Here is a 17,678-nt window from a genome sequence, read left to right on the forward strand (position 1 = left end):
TCCGACCGCGACGACTCAACGCAAGACCCGAGAGAAGGTCGACGAGCACAGGAACACCGCGAGAAGCGCGACGAGCTCAACGAGCAGGTCCAAGAGCACAAGGAGAGCGAAACGAGCTCAACGCCGAGGCCAACGAGCTGTTCGACGAGGTCGAGGAAGAAAAGACCGATCTCGAACTCGACGAGGGAAAGAGCGTCGACGAACTCGAGAGTGAAATCGAGGACCTAGAGTTCAAACAGCAGACCGAGGTGCTCGACAGCGAGGACGAGCGTGAGCTCATCGAGAAGATCGAGGAGAAACGCGAGCAGCTCGCCGAGCGCAAGGAGAAGCTGGAGAACACCGGCGACGTCGACGACATCAAAGAGGAGGCAGAAGAGATCCGATCTGAGGCCTCCCGCCACCACCAGAAGGTGACGGAACTCGCCGACGAGGCCCAGAAACACCACAACGAGATGATCGAGGCCTACCGCGAGGCCGACGAGATCCGCGACGAGGCCGACGAGAAACACGAGGAGTTCGTGGAGGCCCAGGAAGCGGCCGACCAGCACCACGAAGACTTCGTGCGCGTCCAGAAGCGCCTGCGCGAACTGGACAAAAAAGAGGAAGAGCAAGAGCAGGAGCAGCGCGAGCAGAAACAGGAGGAGGCCCGCGAGGAGGCCGAGGAGATCTACCAGAAGTTCAAGGAAGGCGAGACCCTCGACACCGAGGACCTGATGAAGCTCCAGAAGACGGGGCTGCTGTAAGGCGGTTTCTCTCGCTGTTCTCTGCGGTTTTTTCACGCTCGCTCAGCGGCAGGACGGTTCCCCGACAACGATTGACGTAGCTTTTTATGCGCCGACCGACTCACATCGCCTGTGACTACGCTGGTCGTCTGTATCGACCGCGGGGGGACGATCACGCAGGGGACGGAGACGCCCATCGTCGGGTGGGAGGCCGTCGAGTCGCTGGTGACGGAGTTCGGCGTCTCCGACCCCGAGGACAGCCGTGTGAACTGTCTGCTGGAGGTGTTGCGGGTCGCCCGCGACCTCGAGGACAGCGGCGACGACACGGTGGTCGCGGTCCTCAGCGGCAAGGGCGACGCCGTTAGCGTCGACCGGGCGGTAGCGAGTCAGACCGACCAGTTACTGGAGTCTCACGACCCGGACTCGGCGGTCGTCGTCGTCGATAGCGCCGAAGACGAACGGCTCGTCCCGATAATCGAGAGCCGCGTGACCGTCGACGCCGTCGACCGCGTCGTCATCCGGCAGGCCCGGGACCTCGAATCGACGTACTACCTCCTCAAGCAGTTCCTGGGCGACGAGGAACTCCGGAAGACGGTTCTGGTCCCCGTCGGCGCGACGCTTCTGGTCTTCCCGATACTGCTGTGGGTGCTCAACAGCGTCACCGTCGCCGTCGGCGCTATCGCGGCCGCCGTCGGCCTCTTTCTGCTGTACAAGGGGCTGGGCGTCGACGACTACGTCGAGCGCACGCCCGGACAGGTCAGGGAGGCGCTTTACTCCGGCCGGGTCGCGCTAGTGACGTACGTCGTCGCCGGCGGCCTCGCGCTGATCGGCCTGTTCGTCGGTGCGCTCGGCGTCTCGACGACCGAGACATCCAGCCGACTCCTGTTGGCGATGCGGTTCGGGTTCGACGCCGTCCCGTGGCTGACCGCCGCGGCGCTCGCGGCCTCGACCGGCCGCCTCATCGACGAGTTCATCCGCCGGGACGGCGTCCACAGCGCCTACCTGAACCTCCCGTTCGGGGCCGTCGCGGTCGGACTGGTCGTCCGCGGCGTCACGGCGTACTTCCTCACCCGGTCGGGCGTGTTCGAACGCGTCCAGATTCCGGCTTTCGAGGTCGGGCTCATCTCCATCGAGACACTCGTGTTGTCCGCCCGGGCCGCCCTCGCGGTGTACCTGATCGTCGGCGTGTTGATCAGCCTCGTCGGTGTCCGCTTCGCCGCCTACGTCAGCGACCGCGACATCGAGACGGCTGTCCTCGACGACGGGTAACCTCACGGTGAGATCGACTGCCCTCCCCGTGTGTTCTCACGGTGAGATCGACTCCCTCAAACCGTTCGAGGTGGACCTCCCGATATGGACGAACGGATCACCGCTCGGGGCCACGAGCACGTCAGCGCCGAGCACGCGAGTACACTGGAGTTGACCAGCGACGACTTCCTCACGCCGGCCGGCGACTGCATCCTCGGCATCGAGGCCGACCGCGTCCCCGCGGACTTCGACCCCGCGTTCGTCGAAGCCTGCCGAGACACCTCGGCGACGATCACGGCGACCATCGAAGCCGACGGCCACACCGACACTATCGTCGGTCACGGCCACCCCGACCTCTCCTTCGAGAACACCCGCTCGCTCGTCGCCCGGACCAGCGACTACGTCGACGACCGGACGGTGCTGGTCGGGGCCGACGGGGCCGCCGCCGATGTCGACCGCGAACTCGTCGACGCCCTCGCCGAGGGAGCCGAGGTGACGCTGACGCTGACCGTGGAGTGACGACCTGCTCGCCGGGATATGTGCGTCCTGGTAGGAGACCCTCCCACTTCTTTCCCACCCGAATCGATAGTGTTTAAAATTTCATCGGCTGAATCAACGGTATGGCACAGAGCCAGACACACGCACAGCCTGATCTCACACGACTACTGATAGCGGCCGCTATCGTCGCGGTACTCCTCTCGCTGGGGGATATCCTCATCGACGTGTTCGTCAGGACCACGATGGGGACCGGGTTCGGCGTCGCGGATATCACGGACGAGATAACCGACATCGCCGGTGAAGTGACGACGCTGTTCGCCGTCGTCTACGTCGTCGCGACCGGCGCGACCAAGGACGGTATCCTCCGCGCCGCGGCTATCGCCCTCGTGGGTAACTTCGTTAACCGCGCGTTGTGGGTCCTGACGACCGACGGGGCGGGCTTCGATACGTGGATCCTGTTCCGCCCGTTCTCCGCGGCGTTTTTCGTCCTCGGCGTCGCGATGGCCTACCGCCTGTACAACCGACAGACCATCCTCCCGGGCGTCGACGTCCGTATCTGAGCCGTTTTGTGGGTCCAGCCGTAACGCTCGCGTATGGGCGACGAACCAGCGGAGAACATCAGCGGCGGGGCGGCCGGCGGCGGCCGGGAGTCGGCGTTCGCCGACGGTGATCCGGAGACCCGCGCCGAGGCCGTCGTTGACCGCCTCGGGGAGTTGTACTGGACGAAGGCCTACGGCGGCCGGGACGCCTTCGAGTGTCTCGTCCGGACTATCCTGAGCCAGAACACCTCCGACGTGGCGAGCCAACCGGCCCACGACAGCCTGATGGACCGCTACGGACCGGGCGGGCCCGTAGACGAGGGCGACCTCGTCGCGTCCCTCGCCGAGGCCGACCAGCAGCGACTGGCCGAGACCATCTCCTCGGCCGGCCTCTACAACCAGAAATCCGAACGCATCGTCGCCATCGCCCGGGAGGTCCGCGAGGCCTACGGCGGCGAACAGGCGTTCGATCAGTTCGTCCGGGAGGGCGACCCCGACGAGGTCCGCGACGCCCTACTGGCGTACAACGGCGTCGGGCCGAAGACCGCCGACTGTGTCCTGCTGTTCGCCGGCGGTCGCGGGGGTGTCTTTCCCGTGGACACGCACGTCCACCGCATCGCCCGGCGACTCGGTCTCGCGCCCGCCGACGCCGACCACGAGACCGTCCGCGAGCATCTGGAGGCCGACGTGCCGGCCGAGAAGTGTGGCTTTGGCCACACCGCGATGATCCAGTTCGGCCGCGAATACTGCAAAGCGCGCAAACCGGCGTGTCTCGACGACCCCGAGGCGTGCCCGATGGCCGATATCTGCGATCAGGTCGGGGTCTATCCTTCTGACGGCGAGGTCGTCGACCCGAGCGAAGCGGCAGACTGAGGCGCCGCTACTCCCTGTGACCCCAGCGCTCGCCGTCCTCGGCGTACCGGGCGTCGACGATGCGGTTGAACTGCGCGTCCGACAGCGAGAGGTCGACGGCGCCGACGTTCTCCTCCAGTTGCTCGGGCGTCCGCGCGCCGACGATGGGGACGCACGTGATATCGGGCTGTTCCATCAGCCACCGTAGCGCGACCTGTGCCGGCGTCGCGTCGAGTTCCTCGGCCACCGCTCGAATCTCCTCCAGCACGTGCCACCCGCGCTCGGAGAGGTAGAAGTCCTCGAAGCGGTCCGAGAGGGTCCCGCGGGACCCTTCGGGCCCCTCGAACTTCGTCGGGTCGTCCGCGTCGACGCGTTCGTATTTCCCCGTGAGGAACCCGCCCGCCAGCGGCGAGTACGGGCAGACGGCGATGTCCTGGTCGGCACAGACGTCGAGGTACGCTTTCACGTCGTCGCGATAGCCGGCGTGGAACAGCGGTTGGGTCACGTCGAAGCGCGCGTAGTCCCCCACGTCGCTCTTCCAGAGCGCTTTGGTCAACTGCCACGAGGCCATCGTCGACGCCCCCAGATAGTGGACCGTCCCCTCCCGAACGAGGTCGTTTAGGGTCGCCAGCGTTTCCTCGATGGGCGTCGATTCGTCCCATCGGTGGATGTAGTAGATGTCGAGGTAGTCGGTCCCCAGTCGGTCGAGCGTCCCCTCGATTTGGGCGCGGATGTGCTTGCGGCCCAGCCCCTGATCGTTCGGCCCCGGTTCGCCGCGGCCGTCGAACGGGAAGTACACTTTCGAGGCGAGGACGACGTCCTCGCGGTGGTACGATTCGAGCCAGTCGCCGATGTACGCCTCGCTTGTGCCGTTCGGTGTGCCGTAGACGTTTGCCGTGTCGATGAAGTTGATCCCGTGTTCGTAGGCCGTATCCAGCAGTTCGTGGGCCTCCTCGCGATCTGTCTCGACAACGCCGCCGGTCTCCCGGCCGAAGCGCCACGTGCCGAAACAGAGCTGTGAGACGCGGGTCCCCGTCGCTCCGAGTGTCGTATACTCCATACGAGGACCCTACAGCGGGCTTCGTAGTATATATTGGTGGCCGGAAACCGGCACACAGTGATTCGCGCCCGTCAGATGAACCGGAATGTCTCGAGGTTCTTCGGGGCAAAGGTCCGCATGTTGTACTCGTGGTACAGCGCCGAGGAGAGGTCCTGTGTCGAGGACTCATCGCCGTGGACACAGAGGACCTTCTCCGGGCGGGGGTTCATCGTCTTCACGAAGTTCTCTAGGCCCTGCCGGTCGGCGTGGCCGGAGAAGCCGTCGACCGTCTCGACGTCCATGTGCATCGTCATCGTGTTCGCCCGGCCGGCACCGCCGTTGCCGACGGGAATCTCGTCCCAACCGTTCTGGATGCGACGGCCCAGCGTCCCCTGTGCCTGGTAGCCGACGAAGACCAGTTTCGAGTCCGCGTCGGTGCCGAGGTGTTCGAGCCACGACATGATCGGGCCGCCCGTGACCATCCCCGACGTCGAGAGGATGATACAGGGGTCGCCGTCGGCGACCTCCTGTCGCTCGTCCTCGCCGCCGTCGATGTGGTTGAACTGCTCGGCGAGGAAGGGGTTCTCGTCGTCGTGGAAGATGCGGTCCCGCAGGTCGTCACGGAGGTACTCGGGGTAGGTCGTGTGGATGGCCGTCGCCTCCCAGATCATCCCGTCTAGGTGGACCGGCATCTCCGGGATGTCGCCGTTGCGCATCGCCTCCTCCAAGACGAGCATGATCTCTTGGGAGCGCCCGACGGCGAAGGCGGGGATCAGGACCTTCCCGTCTTTCTCGTAGGTGTCGTTGATCACCTCCTTGAGTTTCCGCTCTGAGTCCGCCTGGTCGGTCTGGTAGTCGTTGCGGCCGCCGTAGGTCGACTCCAGTACCAGCGTCTCCACGCGGGGGAACTCGTTGACAGCGCCGTTGAACAGTCGCGTGTCGGTGTAGTGGATGTCCCCGGAGAAAGCGACGTTGTAGAGGCCGTCGCCGATGTGGAAGTGCGCGATGGAGGAGCCGAGAATGTGGCCCGCGTTGTGGAGGGTGAGTTTGATGTCCGGCGAGATGTCGGTCACGTCGCCGTACTCGATAGGGATGCAGTGTTTGATCGCTTCCCGGACCATCTCGGACTCGTACGGCGGGGCGCGACCTTCCTTTGCGGCCACGTCGAGGTAGTCCAGCGTGAGCAGGCCCATCAGGTCTCGGGTCGGCTCCGTACAGTAGATGGGGCCGTCGTAGCCGTACTTGAACAGCAGCGGGATGAGCGCGGAGTGGTCGAGGTGGGCGTGGGTCAACACGACGGCGTCGAGCGAACTCGCGCCCGAACCCAGCGCTTCGGGCACTTGGAGGTACGGCACCTCGCCCTCGGCACCGGGCTTGTCGCCGCAGTCGACGAGGACGCGCGTCTCGGGCGTCGAGATGATAAAGGAGGCCCGTCCGACCTCGCGGCAACAGCCCAGCGTCGTGATCCGGACCCACTCGTCGTCTGACATCTCCTCGCGGTGGATCTGCCGGCCGATCCGTTCGAGGATGTCGCGCCGCTCGTCCCGTTCCTGTTTGAGGAAGTTCCGGACGTTCTTGACCGTCGAGGACTCGATGGGCGGCGTGCGGACGACTTCGGGCGTCCAGCCGACCTCTTGGGTTATCTCCCGCATCGTCGATCCGTGACGGCCGATGACCATCCCGGGCTTTTCGGCCTCAATGACGACCTCGCCGGTGTCGGCGTGGAAGTCCAGATCCGTGACGCCCGCCTCGTCGGGGATGACCTCTCTGATCTGCTCGCGGGCCTCGTCGGGGTGTGCGAGCACGTCCGGGTCGGGCCTGACGGTGATCCGCTTGCGGAGTTTCGAGGCCAGTCGACGCACGAGGTCCCCGTCTTGGGCGAACTTCTTGGGGTCGCGCGTGTAGACGACTAGCTCCGGTCCCTCGTAGGTGACGTTGGAGATGGAGATGTCGTTGGGGACTTCCTGGAGAATCGTTTCCTCGATGTCTTCGAGTTGCTGTTCGACTCGACTCATAGTTGGTGTGTCACGCCGGCGGTGGTGGACCACTGGCGGCGTATCGATAGGACTGTCGTCATTGGTATCGGTCGTCAGTAGTGGTGTATTCGTCCGGGTCGCCCCCTCTGGGGTGAAATAAACCCGGAAAACCGACTATATGCGTTCATACATCCCTGCCATTATAAAAGCCTTCGCAAAACCGTAGCCCCTCGGGCACGTAGTCGACCCTATGGAACTGACGCCCGCGACCGTCGCCGAGGAGCACGAGTGGGTCCGCGGCCGCGCCGACGTGGTCGTCCCGTTGGTCAACACCGTCCGCGCCGACCTCGGCGAGGCCTTCGACACCACCGTCGATCCGATCACCGACGACCAGTACCGCGAGGCAGTCGACGCTGTCTTCGCCGACGGCGACCGCGCTGTCAACGTCGCTGCCCTCGTGGGTACATTGCGCGAACTCGATGTAGAAGACGACTACCCGGGATTCGTCGTCGACGAGCTACTGGGCCGGGAACTGGCTGCGATGGTTGCCGGGGACCAGCCGCTGCGGTTGCTCGCCGAGGCGACGTTCCACTACGCGGATATTGCCCACGACGGAACTGACGACGACAACGCCGGGCTGGACGACTGCGACGCCGCGCTGTCGGCGGGCGTCCAGACGCGGCTCCCGGGGTGGGAGTGGCGGGAGGGGCCGAGTCCCTTCGGCGTCGACTAGCGGGAGCCGACGAACCGCTCGGCTTGCTCGCGGAGGTGTGGATGTGGGTGTACGGCCGGGCGACGCTCCTGTACGAACTCGACGCGTCCTCGACGTTCGTCTCCCGCCTGAGCGCCAGCGCCGCGGCGACGACCGATCCGCTCCGGGAGACGCCGGCCGTGCAGTGGACGAAGACGACGTGGTCGTCCGCCAGCAACGCAAGCAGCGTCTCGGCCGCCGTCTCGAAGTCCTCGTAGTCGTTCTGTGGGCCGTCGATCATCGACACCTCGCGGACGGTGACGGCGTCGGGATAGGGCGTCTCGGGGTCGCCGTGCGTGAGTTTCAGGACGGCGGTCGGCGACCCGTCCCGGAGCCACTCGGCGTTGCCGGCGTCGTCAATGTCCCCCACGTAGACGTCCTCCGTGATGCGGTCCATACGCCACCAGTGGGCGTCCACAGACAAGTGTGAACCGTTCCCGACCCTTCGAAGCGTTTAGGGTCGGCGTGGGCGACTCTTCACTCAATGACTGAGGATCAGGAGCTCGGCATCACGACGAGCAAGGAACACGAGACGGGCGAATGGTACGCGGAGTTGGTCCAGAAGGCCGGTCTGGCGGACTACGCGCCGATGGGCGGGTTCATCGTCACACAGCCCCGCGGGTACGCCATCTGGGAGCGCCTGCAGGAGTACCTGGACGGCTGGTTCAAAGACACCGGCGTCGACAACGCCTACTTCCCGATGTTCATCCCCGAGAGCTACCTCGAAAAGGAGAAAGACATCGTCGACGGGTTCGACCCCGAAGTGGCGTGGGTGACCCACGGCGGCTACGAGGAACTGGAGGAGCGACTGGCGGTCCGGCCCACAAGCGAGAGCATCATCACACCCTTCATCGCCCAGTGGACCCGCAGCCACCGGGACCTCCCGATGCGGCTCAACCAGTGGTGTTCGGTCGTCCGGTGGGAGGCCACCGAGACCAAGCCCTTCTTCCGCACGAAGGAGTTCCTCTGGCAGGAGGGCCACACTGCCCACCACGACGAGGCGTCCGCCTTCGAGGAGACGATGACCCGGCTGGAGCAGTACGAGCGCCTCTACGAGGACGTGCTGGCGATGCCCGTCCTGAAGGGTCGCAAGCCCGAACACGACAAGTTCCCCGGCGCACACACGACGACGACCGTCGAGGCGCTGATGCCCGACGGCAAGTCCGTGCAGGGTGGGACCTCCCACTATCTGGGGACCTCCTTCGCCGAAGCCTACGACGTGACCTACGTCGACGAGGACGAACAGGAGCAGACGGCCCATACCACCTCCTGGGGGCTGTCTTGGCGGGCGCTGGGCGCGCTCTTTATGACCCACAGCGACGACCAAGGGCTGGTCCTGCCGCCGACGGTCGCGCCCACGCAGGTCGTCATCGTGCCCATCTGGGACGAGGAGAGCAAAGACGAGGTACTGGAGTACGCCGCCGACGTGGCCGTCGACTTAGAGGACGCGGGCGTCCGCGTCGAGTTGGACGACCGGGACAACCGCAATCCCGGCTTCAAGTACAACGAACACGAACTGGAGGGCGTCCCGCTGCGGATCGAGATCGGGTCCTACGAGGTCGAGGACGAGGAACTGACGCTGGTCCACCGGCCCGACGGCGAGGAGGCGACAGTCGACCGCGAGGGCGTCGCCGACACCGTCACCGACCATCTGGACACCATCTACGCGAAACTGTACGCCGACGCCGAGGAGACGCTGGAGGGTGAGATACGGGAGGCCGAGTCCCGCGAGGAGATTCTCGGTACCATCGGTCAGCACGGCGGCTACGTCAAGTGTGGCTGGTGTGGCGACGAGGACTGTGAGGACCCGATCAAGGAGGCTATCGCCGCCGAGATAGCGATGGTCCCCCTCGACCGCGACGAAGAACCCGTCCACGACGAGTGTGCGATCTGTGGCGAGGACGCCGAGGAGACCGCCTACTTCGCAAAGACGTACTGACGCCGCCTGTTCTCGACGCGCCCCGTTTCGACACCGCTTGCCGAGTCCCCTTCCAGCGCTGTTGTCTCTCCGTATGAGCGCTGTTGCCGCCTCGTCTGCCGTGTGCTCCCAGCCGTCACGATCAAATAATATGAGAATAATACAGCTATTCACCGAATACTCTCACGACTTATTCACATAACTGCCGGATGCATTCGAACGAACACACCGGCGTAACATTTATACTGGAATTTTCACAATTACACGATAGGAGGAGTATCGACAATGGCTACACGGGAACGTAGCACGGCACCGAATCGTAGTGTGAACACAGCGGACTCACGGCGGTTCGGCAGGTACGATCTGGTGCTGGTACTCATCCCGGCTGCGTTCGTCGTGTCGCTTCTGGCCGGCCACCTGCTCTCGTTGCCGGCACACCTTTCGGTCGCCGCCGCCTCCCTCGCCAGCGCGGCGGTGGTCCTCGACGGGATGTTCCGCAACCCGCCCGTCTCCGGCGGCGAGTAGGTGTGACGACGCGCGTTGCCGTTTCGACGACGCCACCGGTGCGTTTACCCGATGGGGCCGTGTAGTGACTGTAACGCAGTGGCCACAGTATGAAACAGCACGAACGGTTGGCCCGTGCCACGCTGGACACCCTGCCGATGAACATCGCCGTCCTCGACGGTGATGGAACGATTCTGTTCACCAACCGGGCGTGGCAGGACTACGGTGAAGAGCAGTCGACAGGTGCCGAGGAGTTCACCGGCCAGAACTACTTCGCCGGCATCGACCGGACCTCCGACTCCCACGCCGCCCAGGCCGTCGACGGCATCGAGTCGGTGATGGACGGCGAGCAGTCGCTGTTCACGCTGGAGTATCCCTGTGACACGCCAGAAGAGAGCCAGTGGTTCCTGATGCGGGTCGTGCCGCTTGCAGAGGGCGACGGCGACGAGGTGGTCGTCGCGCACATCGACATCACCGAGCGGAAACTCGCGGAGCTACGGGCCGAGGAACGCGCCCAGCAACTCCAAGCCGAGCGACACCGACTCGACCGTCTCCTCCGCCGGATAAACGGCCTCGTCCACGACACTGTCGAGGCGCTGATGGCGGCCGAGACGCGCGAGCAGGTCGAACAGACCCTCTGTGATCGGTTCGCGGACGCGGAGTCGTTCGTCGCCGCGTGGGTCGGCGAACCCGACCTCACGACCGGCGAGTTGCGGTCGGTCGCCGCGACGGGGTGTTCGCCGGCCGATGCGGCCATCGACCTCGAGGACTGCTCAGACCCTATCGCCCGGGCCGCCGACACCCGGGAGGTACAGGTCGTCGAGACGGCCGCGGACATCGACGAGTCGTCGGTCCACACACAGATCTGCCCCGACGCGGAGGGACTGCTCGCCGTCCCGCTGGTCGCCGGCGACACACTCTACGGCGTCCTCACGGTGTACGCCGGGACGGCGAACGCCGTCGACGACCGCGAGACGGTCGTCTTCGACGCGCTCGGACGGATGGCCGCGACGGCCATCGACGCAATCGAGCGCAAGCGCACGCTCACCGCCGACGACCTCGTCGAACTGGAACTGCAGCTCAAAGGCCACGAGGGGTTCGTCTTCGACCTCTCGGCGACCGCCGACTGTCCACTCCAGTACGCTGGGTCGTCCGGACCGACGGGGAGACGTACCTCATGTTCTTCACCGCCGAGACCGACGACGCCAGTTCCATCCTCGCCGCCGCGAGCGACCACCCCGATATCCGCTCGGCGACGCACGTCTCGGATTTCGACGGCCAGGCCTTCTTCGAGTTCGAAGTGGTCGACCCGCCCATCGTCACCGCACTGGCCGACTTCGGTATCGAGACCAGTCGCGCCGTCGTCGAGGACGGGACCGCCCGCGTCACGGCCGAGGTGGCCGCCGACGCGGACGTTCGGTCGGTCGTCGACGAACTCGGGACGCGCTTCGAGGCGGTCGAACTGCTCGCCTACCGCGAGCGAGAACGCCCGACCCGGACGAAAGCCGAGTTCGTCAGCAACCTGATGAACGAACTGACCGACCGCCAGCGGACGGCGGTCCAGAAGGCGTTCGTCGGCGGCTTCTTCGAGTGGCCGCGGGGCACCTCCGGCGAGGACCTCGCGGCCTCTATGGACATCTCGCCGTCGACGTACCACCAGCACCTCCGGGCCGCCCAGCGGAAGGTGTTCACCGAGATATTCGACCGGTGAATCGACCTACGTAATTTGGCACGCGCCTTTTATTATCGACGCCCGTATAGAGCGATACGAACGAGCAGTGATACTGACACGAGCGCGAGACCACGAGGCCAGCGTGTCGATGCCTGGGGTAGTCGGACAGCCGCTGGAGGACGTCCGTACCAGTGCCGAACAGGACGAGTACGACCATCTATGCTAGACGATACGATCACGACCAGCAAGCAGATACACAAACAGACTGGGAAGACGTTCTACTACGCGACACGGCTGCTGCCCGAGCGCATCAGGACAGCGACGTACGTCCAGTACGGCTTCTTCCGCATCGCCGACGAGGTGGTCGACCAACCGGACGCGATGCCGGCCGACGACCAGCGTGCCCGTCTCGAACAGTACCGCGCGGCGGCCAAGGGCGAGACGGACACCGACGACGAGGTGCTCTCGGCCTTTGACTCCCTCCGGGAGGTGGCCGACATCCCCGACGAGGAGGTCGACGCCTTCATCGACGCGATGGCACGGGACATCGACAAAGACCGCTACGAGACCTACGAGGAACTCGAGGGGTATATGCGGGGGTCTGCCGTCGCCGTCGGGCAGATGATGCTCGAAGTGATGGACCCTGAGGAGAAAGAGACCGCCCGGCCCCACGCCGGCGCCCTCGCCGAGGCGTTCCAGTTGAGCAACTTCCTGCGGGACGTCGGCGAGGACATCGAGGAGTACGGCCGGATCTACCTCCCTATCGAGACGCTCGAACGGTTCGACAGCGGTCCCGAGGACATCGTCGAGCGACGGGCGACCGACGGGTTCAAGGCCGCGGTTCGGGCGGAGATGGCCCGGGCCGAACGGCTCTACCGCGAGGGGGTCGCCGGCATCCGGTATCTCCCCGAGGACTGCCAGTTCGCCGTCCTGCTGTCGGCCGTGCTGTACGCCGAACACCACCGCCGCATCGAGGCCGTCGACTACGACACCATCCACGAGGACGCCGAACTCTCGCGGGCCCGGAAGCTGTACCTCATCGCCAAGACCTACTGGCACTGGCGACGGACCCACGACCCCGAGGCGACGTTCTACGCGGTGAGTGCCGTCCCCGAGGAGGCTCCCCGTACCGAACACCACCCCGAGGCCGTTACCGGCGACGTGGTGTAGCCGCGCCGTGCGTACGGTCCGCTCGGGAAGCTATCTGAGGGCTCTCTGGCCACACGCTGCGGAGCGTCGCCGTCGCTACGTGGCGGTCGAGGAGACTGCGGAGAAAGCGGAGCGGTCTACTTGCCGCGGCCTTTGCCGGAGTTGTTCGACGGCCGGGTGTGCTCGGTGCCCTTGCCCTTCTGCTGGAGGCCGCGGTTGGACTGTCCGGCGCTGGTCAGGCCGCGCAGGGCGCGGCTGTCGTGGTCGTCCGAACAGATCCAGTTGAGGTCGTCGTCGTTCTCGATGGCGGGGTGGTTCGGGTCGACGAGGATGACTTCGAACCACTTCTGGGACCCGTCCTCACCGGCCCAGTAGGAGTTGAGCACGCGGAGGTTGCGGTACTTGCGGGTGGCCCGCTCCTCGGCGACGCGCTGGAGGTTCTTGCGGCGCGTGATGCGGGTCACGCCCTGCCGTTTCGAGCGCCGGCCGGCCTTGTGCCGGACCTTCCGCGCGCTGCCTTTCCGGACGCTGACGCGGGCGACGATGATGCCCTGTTTCGCCTTGTAGCCCAGATTGCGGGCCTTGTCCAGGCGAGTGGGGTGGTCGACGCGCTCGATAGCGCCCTGTTTTCGCCACCGCTGGAGTCGCTGCCACTGGAGTTCGCTGACTGTGCCTTCGTCCGGGTCCTTCCAAGCCTCCCGGATATGTGCGTAGAAGCTCTTTGCCATTGGTGTTCACCACGGGCGTTTGGTGGTTCAACGCCGAACGGCGTCACATCCCGTCCTGCGAGTGCAGGTGCCCGCTGGCTGCCCGTCGACCAGCGAGTTACCAGAGATTTGCCAGTCGGGCTTAAAAACACGTCGAACCGAGCCGCTCACACCGACAGCACGACGGGGTCGAGCCCGCGGTTCTCGACCGTCTCGGCCAGCGCATCGGTGTTCTCACCGACTGCTTCGGGCGTGTGCGCGTCCGAGCCGACGGTGACGCCAACGTCGTACTCACGGAGGACGGCGAGAAAGTCCTCGGACGGGTGGAACGCGCCGTAGTCCTCGGTGGCGCGGCCGGCGTTGAGTTCCGGGACGGTCCGGGAGTCGGCGAACGCGGCCGCGATGTCGTGGTAGTGGTCCTCGGTCAGTCGGCCACGAAGCGCGGGGTTGCGCTCTATCAGGTCGGGGTGGGCCGCGATGGCGAACAGCTCCGATTCGATCAGCCCCAGCAGTTTCTCGACGTAGCGCTCGGCGACGGCGTCGCGTTCGGATTCGGATTTCTCGCCGAAGTAGCGCTCGTCGTGGAGGTTCCGGCCCTCGACGTCGTGGACGCTCCCGATGGCGTAGTCAAAACCCGCCGTATCGAGAAACGCGCGGATGGCGTCCTCCTCGCGGGGGTCGTAGTCCATCTCGACGGCGTCGTAGACGTCGAGGTCGTAGCGCTCGCGCAACGACGCGATGGCCTCGCGCCGGCGCTCGTAGGTGATGTCGAGGTTGAAGCCGTACTGGCGCTTGAACGTCGCCATCGGCGAGCGCTCGGAGACGTTGCAGTGGTCCGCGATACCGACGCCGTCTAGGCCCGCTGACTCTGCGGCCGCGAGCATCCGCGGGAGGAAGCGCCCGTCGGAGTAGTTCGAGTGGACGTGGTAGTCGTGCACGGCCGGCGATTCGGCGGTGTGGAAAATAGCCGTTGCGGTGGTGTGGGACGGCCACCCGACCCACTCGTTCACGGCGGGTCGATGTCGTGACGGAACGTCTGCACTTCGAAGGCCCGGCCGTCGGGGTCGGTGCCGAAGAAGTTGTATATCTCGTAGGGTTCGTTGACGCTCGGCGGGTCCTCGGCCACGTCTTCGAGGGCCGCGTATCGCTCGTCGACCGCCGCCTCGGTGTCGTAGACGACGGTGACGACGCCGTCCGTTTCGGCCCGGTCCCGTTCACAGAAGCCGACGAGCAGGGTGTCGTACCGGAGGATCGTACAGTCGGGCTGTTCGAGCCAGACCGAGAAGTCCAGCCGGTTGCGGTAGAACGCGACGACGCGGTCTCGGTCGGCCGTCCCGAAGAAGACGATGCCGGTCATTCCTCGTTCTGTTGCTCGTAAATAGTGTCGACCTCGTCGGCGAAGCGGTCGAGGATCGACCTACTCGTCGCGTTCATGATAGATAGCGTCGACCTCGTCGGCGAAGCGGTCGAGGATCGAGCGGCGCTTTTTCTTCATCGAGGGCGTCAGGAGGTTGTTGTCCGGCGTCCACTCCTCGTCGGTGAGGCGGAACTGCTTGACCTGTTCGTGGCTGGCCAACTCCTCGTTGACCCGGTCGACCTCCGTCTGGATCCACTCGCGGGTGCGGTCGTCCCGGCACAGCGCGGTCCGGTCCTCGGGGAGGTCGACTCCCTCCTCGTCGGCCCACTGGCGCAGGCGGTCGACGTTCGGGACGACGAGCGCGCTGATGAACTTCTGGTTGTCGCCGACGATCATGATCTGCTCGATGCGGTCGCTGGTGGCGAACTTGTCCTCGATGGGGCCGGGCGCGACGTTTTTCCCCGTGTCGAGGACGATGAGTTGCTTGATCCGGTCACGGAACAGGAGGTAGCCGTCGGGCGTCTGCTCGACGATGTCGCCGGTCCGGAAGTAGCCGTCCTCGGTGAACACCTCTCTGGTGGCGTCCTCGCGGTTCCAGTACCGCTCGAAAACGTTCGGGCCTGTGACTTGGAGTTCGCCGACGTCGTTGGGTTCGTCCGCGGCGTCGGTCCCGGTGACGACGTCGGTGTCGATGCGGACATCCATATCGGCGACCGGCGGGCCGAGCGTCCCGGGCCGGATGTCCTCGGGCGGATTGACGGTCACGACCGGCGACGTCTCGGTGAGGCCGTAGCCTTCGAGGATGGGGATGCCCATCCCGAGGAACAACTCCGCGAGGTCCTTGCTGAGGCTGCGCCGCCGCTGACCATGAACTCGATGTTGCCCCCGAGGCGTTCCTTGACGGTGTCGTAGACGAGTCGGTCGGCCAGCGAGTGCTTCAGCGAGAGGACGGCGCCGGGGTCGTCGGCGCGGGCGTACTGCTTTGCCACCTCGACGGCCCACTCGAAGATGCGCGCCTTGACGGGGGAGCCGCCGGCGGTGTCCCGCATATTGTCGAAGATGCGCTCGTAGATGCGGGGGACCGAGGCTCCCGTCTGGGGGTTGATCTTGTTGATGTCCTCGGGGATGGTGTCGGTGGACTCGGCGTAGCCGATGGCGGCCCCGGAGGCGAACATCAGGAAGTGGCCGGCGGTTCGCTCGAAGACGTGCGCCAGCGGCAGGAAGGAGATGGTCCGCGTCCCGGCGTCGAGTACCGGGACGTCGTCGGGCTTGTCCTCGCGGGGGGCCATCCGCCGGCGGTTCTGATTGACGTTCGACCGGAGGTTCCAGTGGGTCAACTCGACGCCCTTCGGGTCGCCCGTCGTCCCCGAGGTGTAGATGAGCGTCGCGAGGTCCTCGGGGTCGCGGCTCTCGATCCACGACTGGTAGGCATCGGGGTCGAACGCCTCCCGGCCGCGTTCGTACAACTCTCCGAGCGTCAGGACGTCCTCGCGGTCGCCGTAGCCGCTGACCTCGTCGACGACGACGATGAACGACAGGTCGAGTTCGTCCTCGACGGCCAGGACGCGTTCGAGCAGTTCCTCGTTCTCGACGACGACGCCGGACGCCCCGGGGTCCTCGAGCAGGTACCGGACCTGACTCGGCGAGGACTCGGTGTAGACGGTGGTGACGACGGCGCCGGCGGCAAGCAGCGCGAAGTCGCTGTGGGCCCACTCCATCCGCGTCCCCGAGAAGATGCCGACGCGGTCGCCCGTCTCGACGCCCAGATCACGGAACCCCGCCGCGAGGTGCCTGACGTAGTCGTGCATCTCCCGGTAGGTGAGCGTGCGGTACTCCCCGCGGGCCGCCGTCTCGCCCGGGAGGTCGGGGAGCGTCCGGTCGTAGACACCGGTCTTGAACAGTTGTGCGTCCCGGTCGGCGTTGCGCTCGACCGTCGCCTCGAACATCGACGCCAGCGTGTCCTCGCCGATGACGTCGTCAGTGTACTCTCGCTCGGCGGCCAGCCACGGGAGCGCGTCTGTGTCCATACCATAGCCCTTCACAACCAATAGCAAAAATAACTAGGAATCCGGAAACTGCAAACCGATGGTCCGTTTCTCACTCGACGTCGATGTCGATACCGGTTTCGCTCTCGGCCATCGGGAGGGTGACTTCAAGGACACCGTTGTGGTAACTCGCGGTGATGGCGTCGGTGTCGACGTCGTCGGGGACGCTGATCCGTTCCTCGACGCTGTGGCGTCGGTGGCCCGCGCCGTCGCCGTGTTCGTCGACGGCGGTCACCGACAGCGTCCCGTCGGCGTAGGTGACGCTGATCGCGTCGCGCTTGAACCCGGGGAGGTCCATCACGACGTGGTGGCTTCCATCGAGTGTTTCGACGCGGACGCGCTGGTCGGTCCACGGCGTGGCCCCCATCCGGGCGAACTGCTCGAAGAATCGGTCCATATCGAACGGTGTCGTTCTGTCCATACCATCAGGAGGCGCCCTGACAGCATCAATACCGCTGGAGCGGTGTCAGCACGCCGCTCGACACGGGATGAAACCACTTTAGCGCCCGCGGCGTGACAGTCGGGATATGACAGACGACAGCGCCGGGTGGTACGCGGGGGTCGACACCGACGACCCCGGGGCCGTCCGGGCGGCCATCGAGACGGGGACGGCCGATCACTGACGCGATGCCCAACACCGGTCAGACCGACGACGAGAGCCTGCAGGACCGACTGGACGACCACGCCGAGAACACCCATCC

General features: G+C 65.7%; 15 protein-coding genes and 5 pseudogenes. 12 read left to right on the top strand and 8 right to left on the bottom strand.

Annotation, left to right across the window (positions count from 1 at the left end):
• From GJ629_RS07290 to nth, 5 genes and pseudogenes are all read left to right on the top strand, one after another.
• A pseudogene (locus tag GJ629_RS07290) lies at positions 1 to 743 on the top strand (coiled-coil protein); the annotation flags it as partial.
• Positions 744 to 854: 111 nt separating this feature from the next.
• Positions 855 to 1,991, top strand: coding sequence for a DUF373 family protein (locus GJ629_RS07295; RefSeq protein WP_370515817.1), 1,137 nt, complete (start codon positions 855 to 857; stop codon positions 1,989 to 1,991).
• Between the two features lie 84 nt (positions 1,992 to 2,075).
• Entirely contained in the window at positions 2,076 to 2,489 is a 414-nt protein-coding gene (locus GJ629_RS07300) for a DUF371 domain-containing protein (RefSeq protein WP_157512407.1), read from the top strand.
• A 101-nt stretch (positions 2,490 to 2,590) separates the two neighbouring features.
• On the top strand, positions 2,591 to 3,028 hold the full coding sequence (locus GJ629_RS07305; protein WP_157512408.1) for a hypothetical protein: 438 nt from the start codon (positions 2,591 to 2,593) through the stop codon (positions 3,026 to 3,028).
• A 33-nt stretch (positions 3,029 to 3,061) separates the two neighbouring features.
• Positions 3,062 to 3,880, top strand: a complete 819-nt coding sequence (gene nth, locus GJ629_RS07310; RefSeq protein WP_157512409.1) for an endonuclease III — start codon at positions 3,062 to 3,064, stop codon at positions 3,878 to 3,880.
• Between the two features lie 7 nt (positions 3,881 to 3,887).
• On the opposite strand, the gene GJ629_RS07315 is transcribed toward nth, so the two are convergent.
• Together GJ629_RS07315 and GJ629_RS07320 are read right to left on the bottom strand one after the other, a co-directional pair.
• Positions 3,888 to 4,919, bottom strand: coding sequence for an aldo/keto reductase (locus tag GJ629_RS07315; protein WP_157512410.1), 1,032 nt, complete (start codon positions 4,917 to 4,919; stop codon positions 3,888 to 3,890).
• A 71-nt stretch (positions 4,920 to 4,990) separates the two neighbouring features.
• Positions 4,991 to 6,913: a beta-CASP ribonuclease aCPSF1 gene (locus GJ629_RS07320; RefSeq protein ID WP_157512411.1), complete on the bottom strand. Its 1,923-nt coding sequence runs from the start codon at positions 6,911 to 6,913 to the stop codon at positions 4,991 to 4,993.
• A 211-nt stretch (positions 6,914 to 7,124) separates the two neighbouring features.
• Here GJ629_RS07320 and GJ629_RS07325 point away from each other — a divergent pair, with 211 nt between their 5' ends.
• A complete protein-coding gene (locus GJ629_RS07325) occupies positions 7,125 to 7,607 on the top strand; it encodes a hypothetical protein (RefSeq protein WP_157512412.1) in 483 nt (160 codons plus the stop codon).
• Positions 7,608 to 7,734: 127 nt separating this feature from the next.
• On the opposite strand, the pseudogene GJ629_RS18175 reads toward GJ629_RS07325, so the two are convergent.
• Positions 7,735 to 8,022: pseudogene (locus GJ629_RS18175) on the bottom strand (protein phosphatase); the annotation flags it as partial.
• A gap of 87 nt (positions 8,023 to 8,109) precedes the next feature.
• Between GJ629_RS18175 and proS the strand changes: the two are divergent.
• The 6 genes and pseudogenes from proS (at position 8,110) to GJ629_RS07350 (ending at position 12,889) form a co-directional block, all read left to right on the top strand.
• Complete coding sequence (gene proS / locus GJ629_RS07335) at positions 8,110 to 9,564, top strand: proline--tRNA ligase (protein WP_157512413.1); 1,455 nt, start codon at positions 8,110 to 8,112, stop codon at positions 9,562 to 9,564.
• A 303-nt stretch (positions 9,565 to 9,867) separates the two neighbouring features.
• On the top strand, positions 9,868 to 10,068 hold the full coding sequence (locus GJ629_RS07340) for a hypothetical protein (RefSeq protein ID WP_157512414.1): 201 nt from the start codon (positions 9,868 to 9,870) through the stop codon (positions 10,066 to 10,068).
• A gap of 137 nt (positions 10,069 to 10,205) precedes the next feature.
• Positions 10,206 to 11,009: pseudogene (locus GJ629_RS16965) on the top strand (PAS domain-containing protein); the annotation flags it as partial.
• Positions 11,010 to 11,224: 215 nt separating this feature from the next.
• Positions 11,225 to 11,503 (top strand): annotated as a pseudogene (locus GJ629_RS16970) (bacterio-opsin activator domain-containing protein); the annotation flags it as partial.
• 69 nt (positions 11,504 to 11,572) lie between these two features.
• Positions 11,573 to 11,758, top strand: a complete 186-nt coding sequence (locus tag GJ629_RS16975; protein WP_231754538.1) for a helix-turn-helix domain-containing protein — start codon at positions 11,573 to 11,575, stop codon at positions 11,756 to 11,758.
• Positions 11,759 to 11,938: 180 nt separating this feature from the next.
• Positions 11,939 to 12,889, top strand: a complete 951-nt coding sequence (locus GJ629_RS07350; RefSeq protein WP_157512415.1) for a phytoene/squalene synthase family protein — start codon at positions 11,939 to 11,941, stop codon at positions 12,887 to 12,889.
• A gap of 116 nt (positions 12,890 to 13,005) precedes the next feature.
• Here GJ629_RS07350 and GJ629_RS07355 read toward each other — a convergent pair whose 3' ends face one another.
• From GJ629_RS07355 to GJ629_RS07375, 5 genes and pseudogenes are all read right to left on the bottom strand, one after another.
• The gene (locus GJ629_RS07355; protein WP_157512416.1) at positions 13,006 to 13,596 is read right to left on the bottom strand and encodes a 50S ribosomal protein L15e; all 591 of its coding nucleotides are present in this window, start codon (positions 13,594 to 13,596) and stop codon (positions 13,006 to 13,008) included.
• Between the two features lie 146 nt (positions 13,597 to 13,742).
• The gene (locus GJ629_RS07360) at positions 13,743 to 14,513 is read right to left on the bottom strand and encodes a PHP domain-containing protein (protein WP_370515818.1); all 771 of its coding nucleotides are present in this window, start codon (positions 14,511 to 14,513) and stop codon (positions 13,743 to 13,745) included.
• 68 nt (positions 14,514 to 14,581) lie between these two features.
• Positions 14,582 to 14,932 carry a VOC family protein gene (locus tag GJ629_RS07365; protein WP_157512417.1) on the bottom strand — a complete coding sequence of 117 codons (351 nt, stop codon included), beginning with the start codon at positions 14,930 to 14,932 and terminating at the stop codon, positions 14,582 to 14,584.
• Positions 14,933 to 14,992: 60 nt separating this feature from the next.
• A pseudogene (locus GJ629_RS07370) lies at positions 14,993 to 16,959 on the bottom strand (AMP-dependent synthetase/ligase).
• A 70-nt stretch (positions 16,960 to 17,029) separates the two neighbouring features.
• On the bottom strand, positions 17,030 to 17,398 hold the full coding sequence (locus GJ629_RS07375; RefSeq protein WP_157512418.1) for an Hsp20/alpha crystallin family protein: 369 nt from the start codon (positions 17,396 to 17,398) through the stop codon (positions 17,030 to 17,032).
• Positions 17,399 to 17,678 lie beyond the last annotated feature (280 nt).

Source organism: Halapricum sp. CBA1109 (assembly GCF_009741825.1).
Lineage (GTDB): Archaea > Halobacteriota > Halobacteria > Halobacteriales > Haloarculaceae > Halapricum.

Excerpts from the sequence above, each read along its gene's own strand:
- GJ629_RS07375 (WP_157512418.1), bottom strand. The coding sequence starts at position 17,398 with ATGGACAGAACGACACCGTTCGATATGGACCGATTCTTCGAGCAGTTC.
- GJ629_RS07305 (WP_157512408.1), top strand. The coding sequence starts at position 2,591 with ATGGCACAGAGCCAGACACACGCACAGCCTGATCTCACACGACTACTG.
- nth (WP_157512409.1), top strand. The coding sequence starts at position 3,062 with ATGGGCGACGAACCAGCGGAGAACATCAGCGGCGGGGCGGCCGGCGGC.
- proS (WP_157512413.1), top strand. The coding sequence starts at position 8,110 with ATGACTGAGGATCAGGAGCTCGGCATCACGACGAGCAAGGAACACGAG.
- GJ629_RS07355 (WP_157512416.1), bottom strand. The coding sequence starts at position 13,596 with ATGGCAAAGAGCTTCTACGCACATATCCGGGAGGCTTGGAAGGACCCG.
- GJ629_RS16975 (WP_231754538.1), top strand. The coding sequence starts at position 11,573 with ATGAACGAACTGACCGACCGCCAGCGGACGGCGGTCCAGAAGGCGTTC.
- GJ629_RS07300 (WP_157512407.1), top strand. The coding sequence starts at position 2,076 with ATGGACGAACGGATCACCGCTCGGGGCCACGAGCACGTCAGCGCCGAG.
- GJ629_RS07350 (WP_157512415.1), top strand. The coding sequence starts at position 11,939 with ATGCTAGACGATACGATCACGACCAGCAAGCAGATACACAAACAGACT.
- GJ629_RS07325 (WP_157512412.1), top strand. The coding sequence starts at position 7,125 with ATGGAACTGACGCCCGCGACCGTCGCCGAGGAGCACGAGTGGGTCCGC.
- GJ629_RS07365 (WP_157512417.1), bottom strand. The coding sequence starts at position 14,932 with ATGACCGGCATCGTCTTCTTCGGGACGGCCGACCGAGACCGCGTCGTC.
- GJ629_RS07315 (WP_157512410.1), bottom strand. The coding sequence starts at position 4,919 with ATGGAGTATACGACACTCGGAGCGACGGGGACCCGCGTCTCACAGCTC.
- GJ629_RS07320 (WP_157512411.1), bottom strand. The coding sequence starts at position 6,913 with ATGAGTCGAGTCGAACAGCAACTCGAAGACATCGAGGAAACGATTCTC.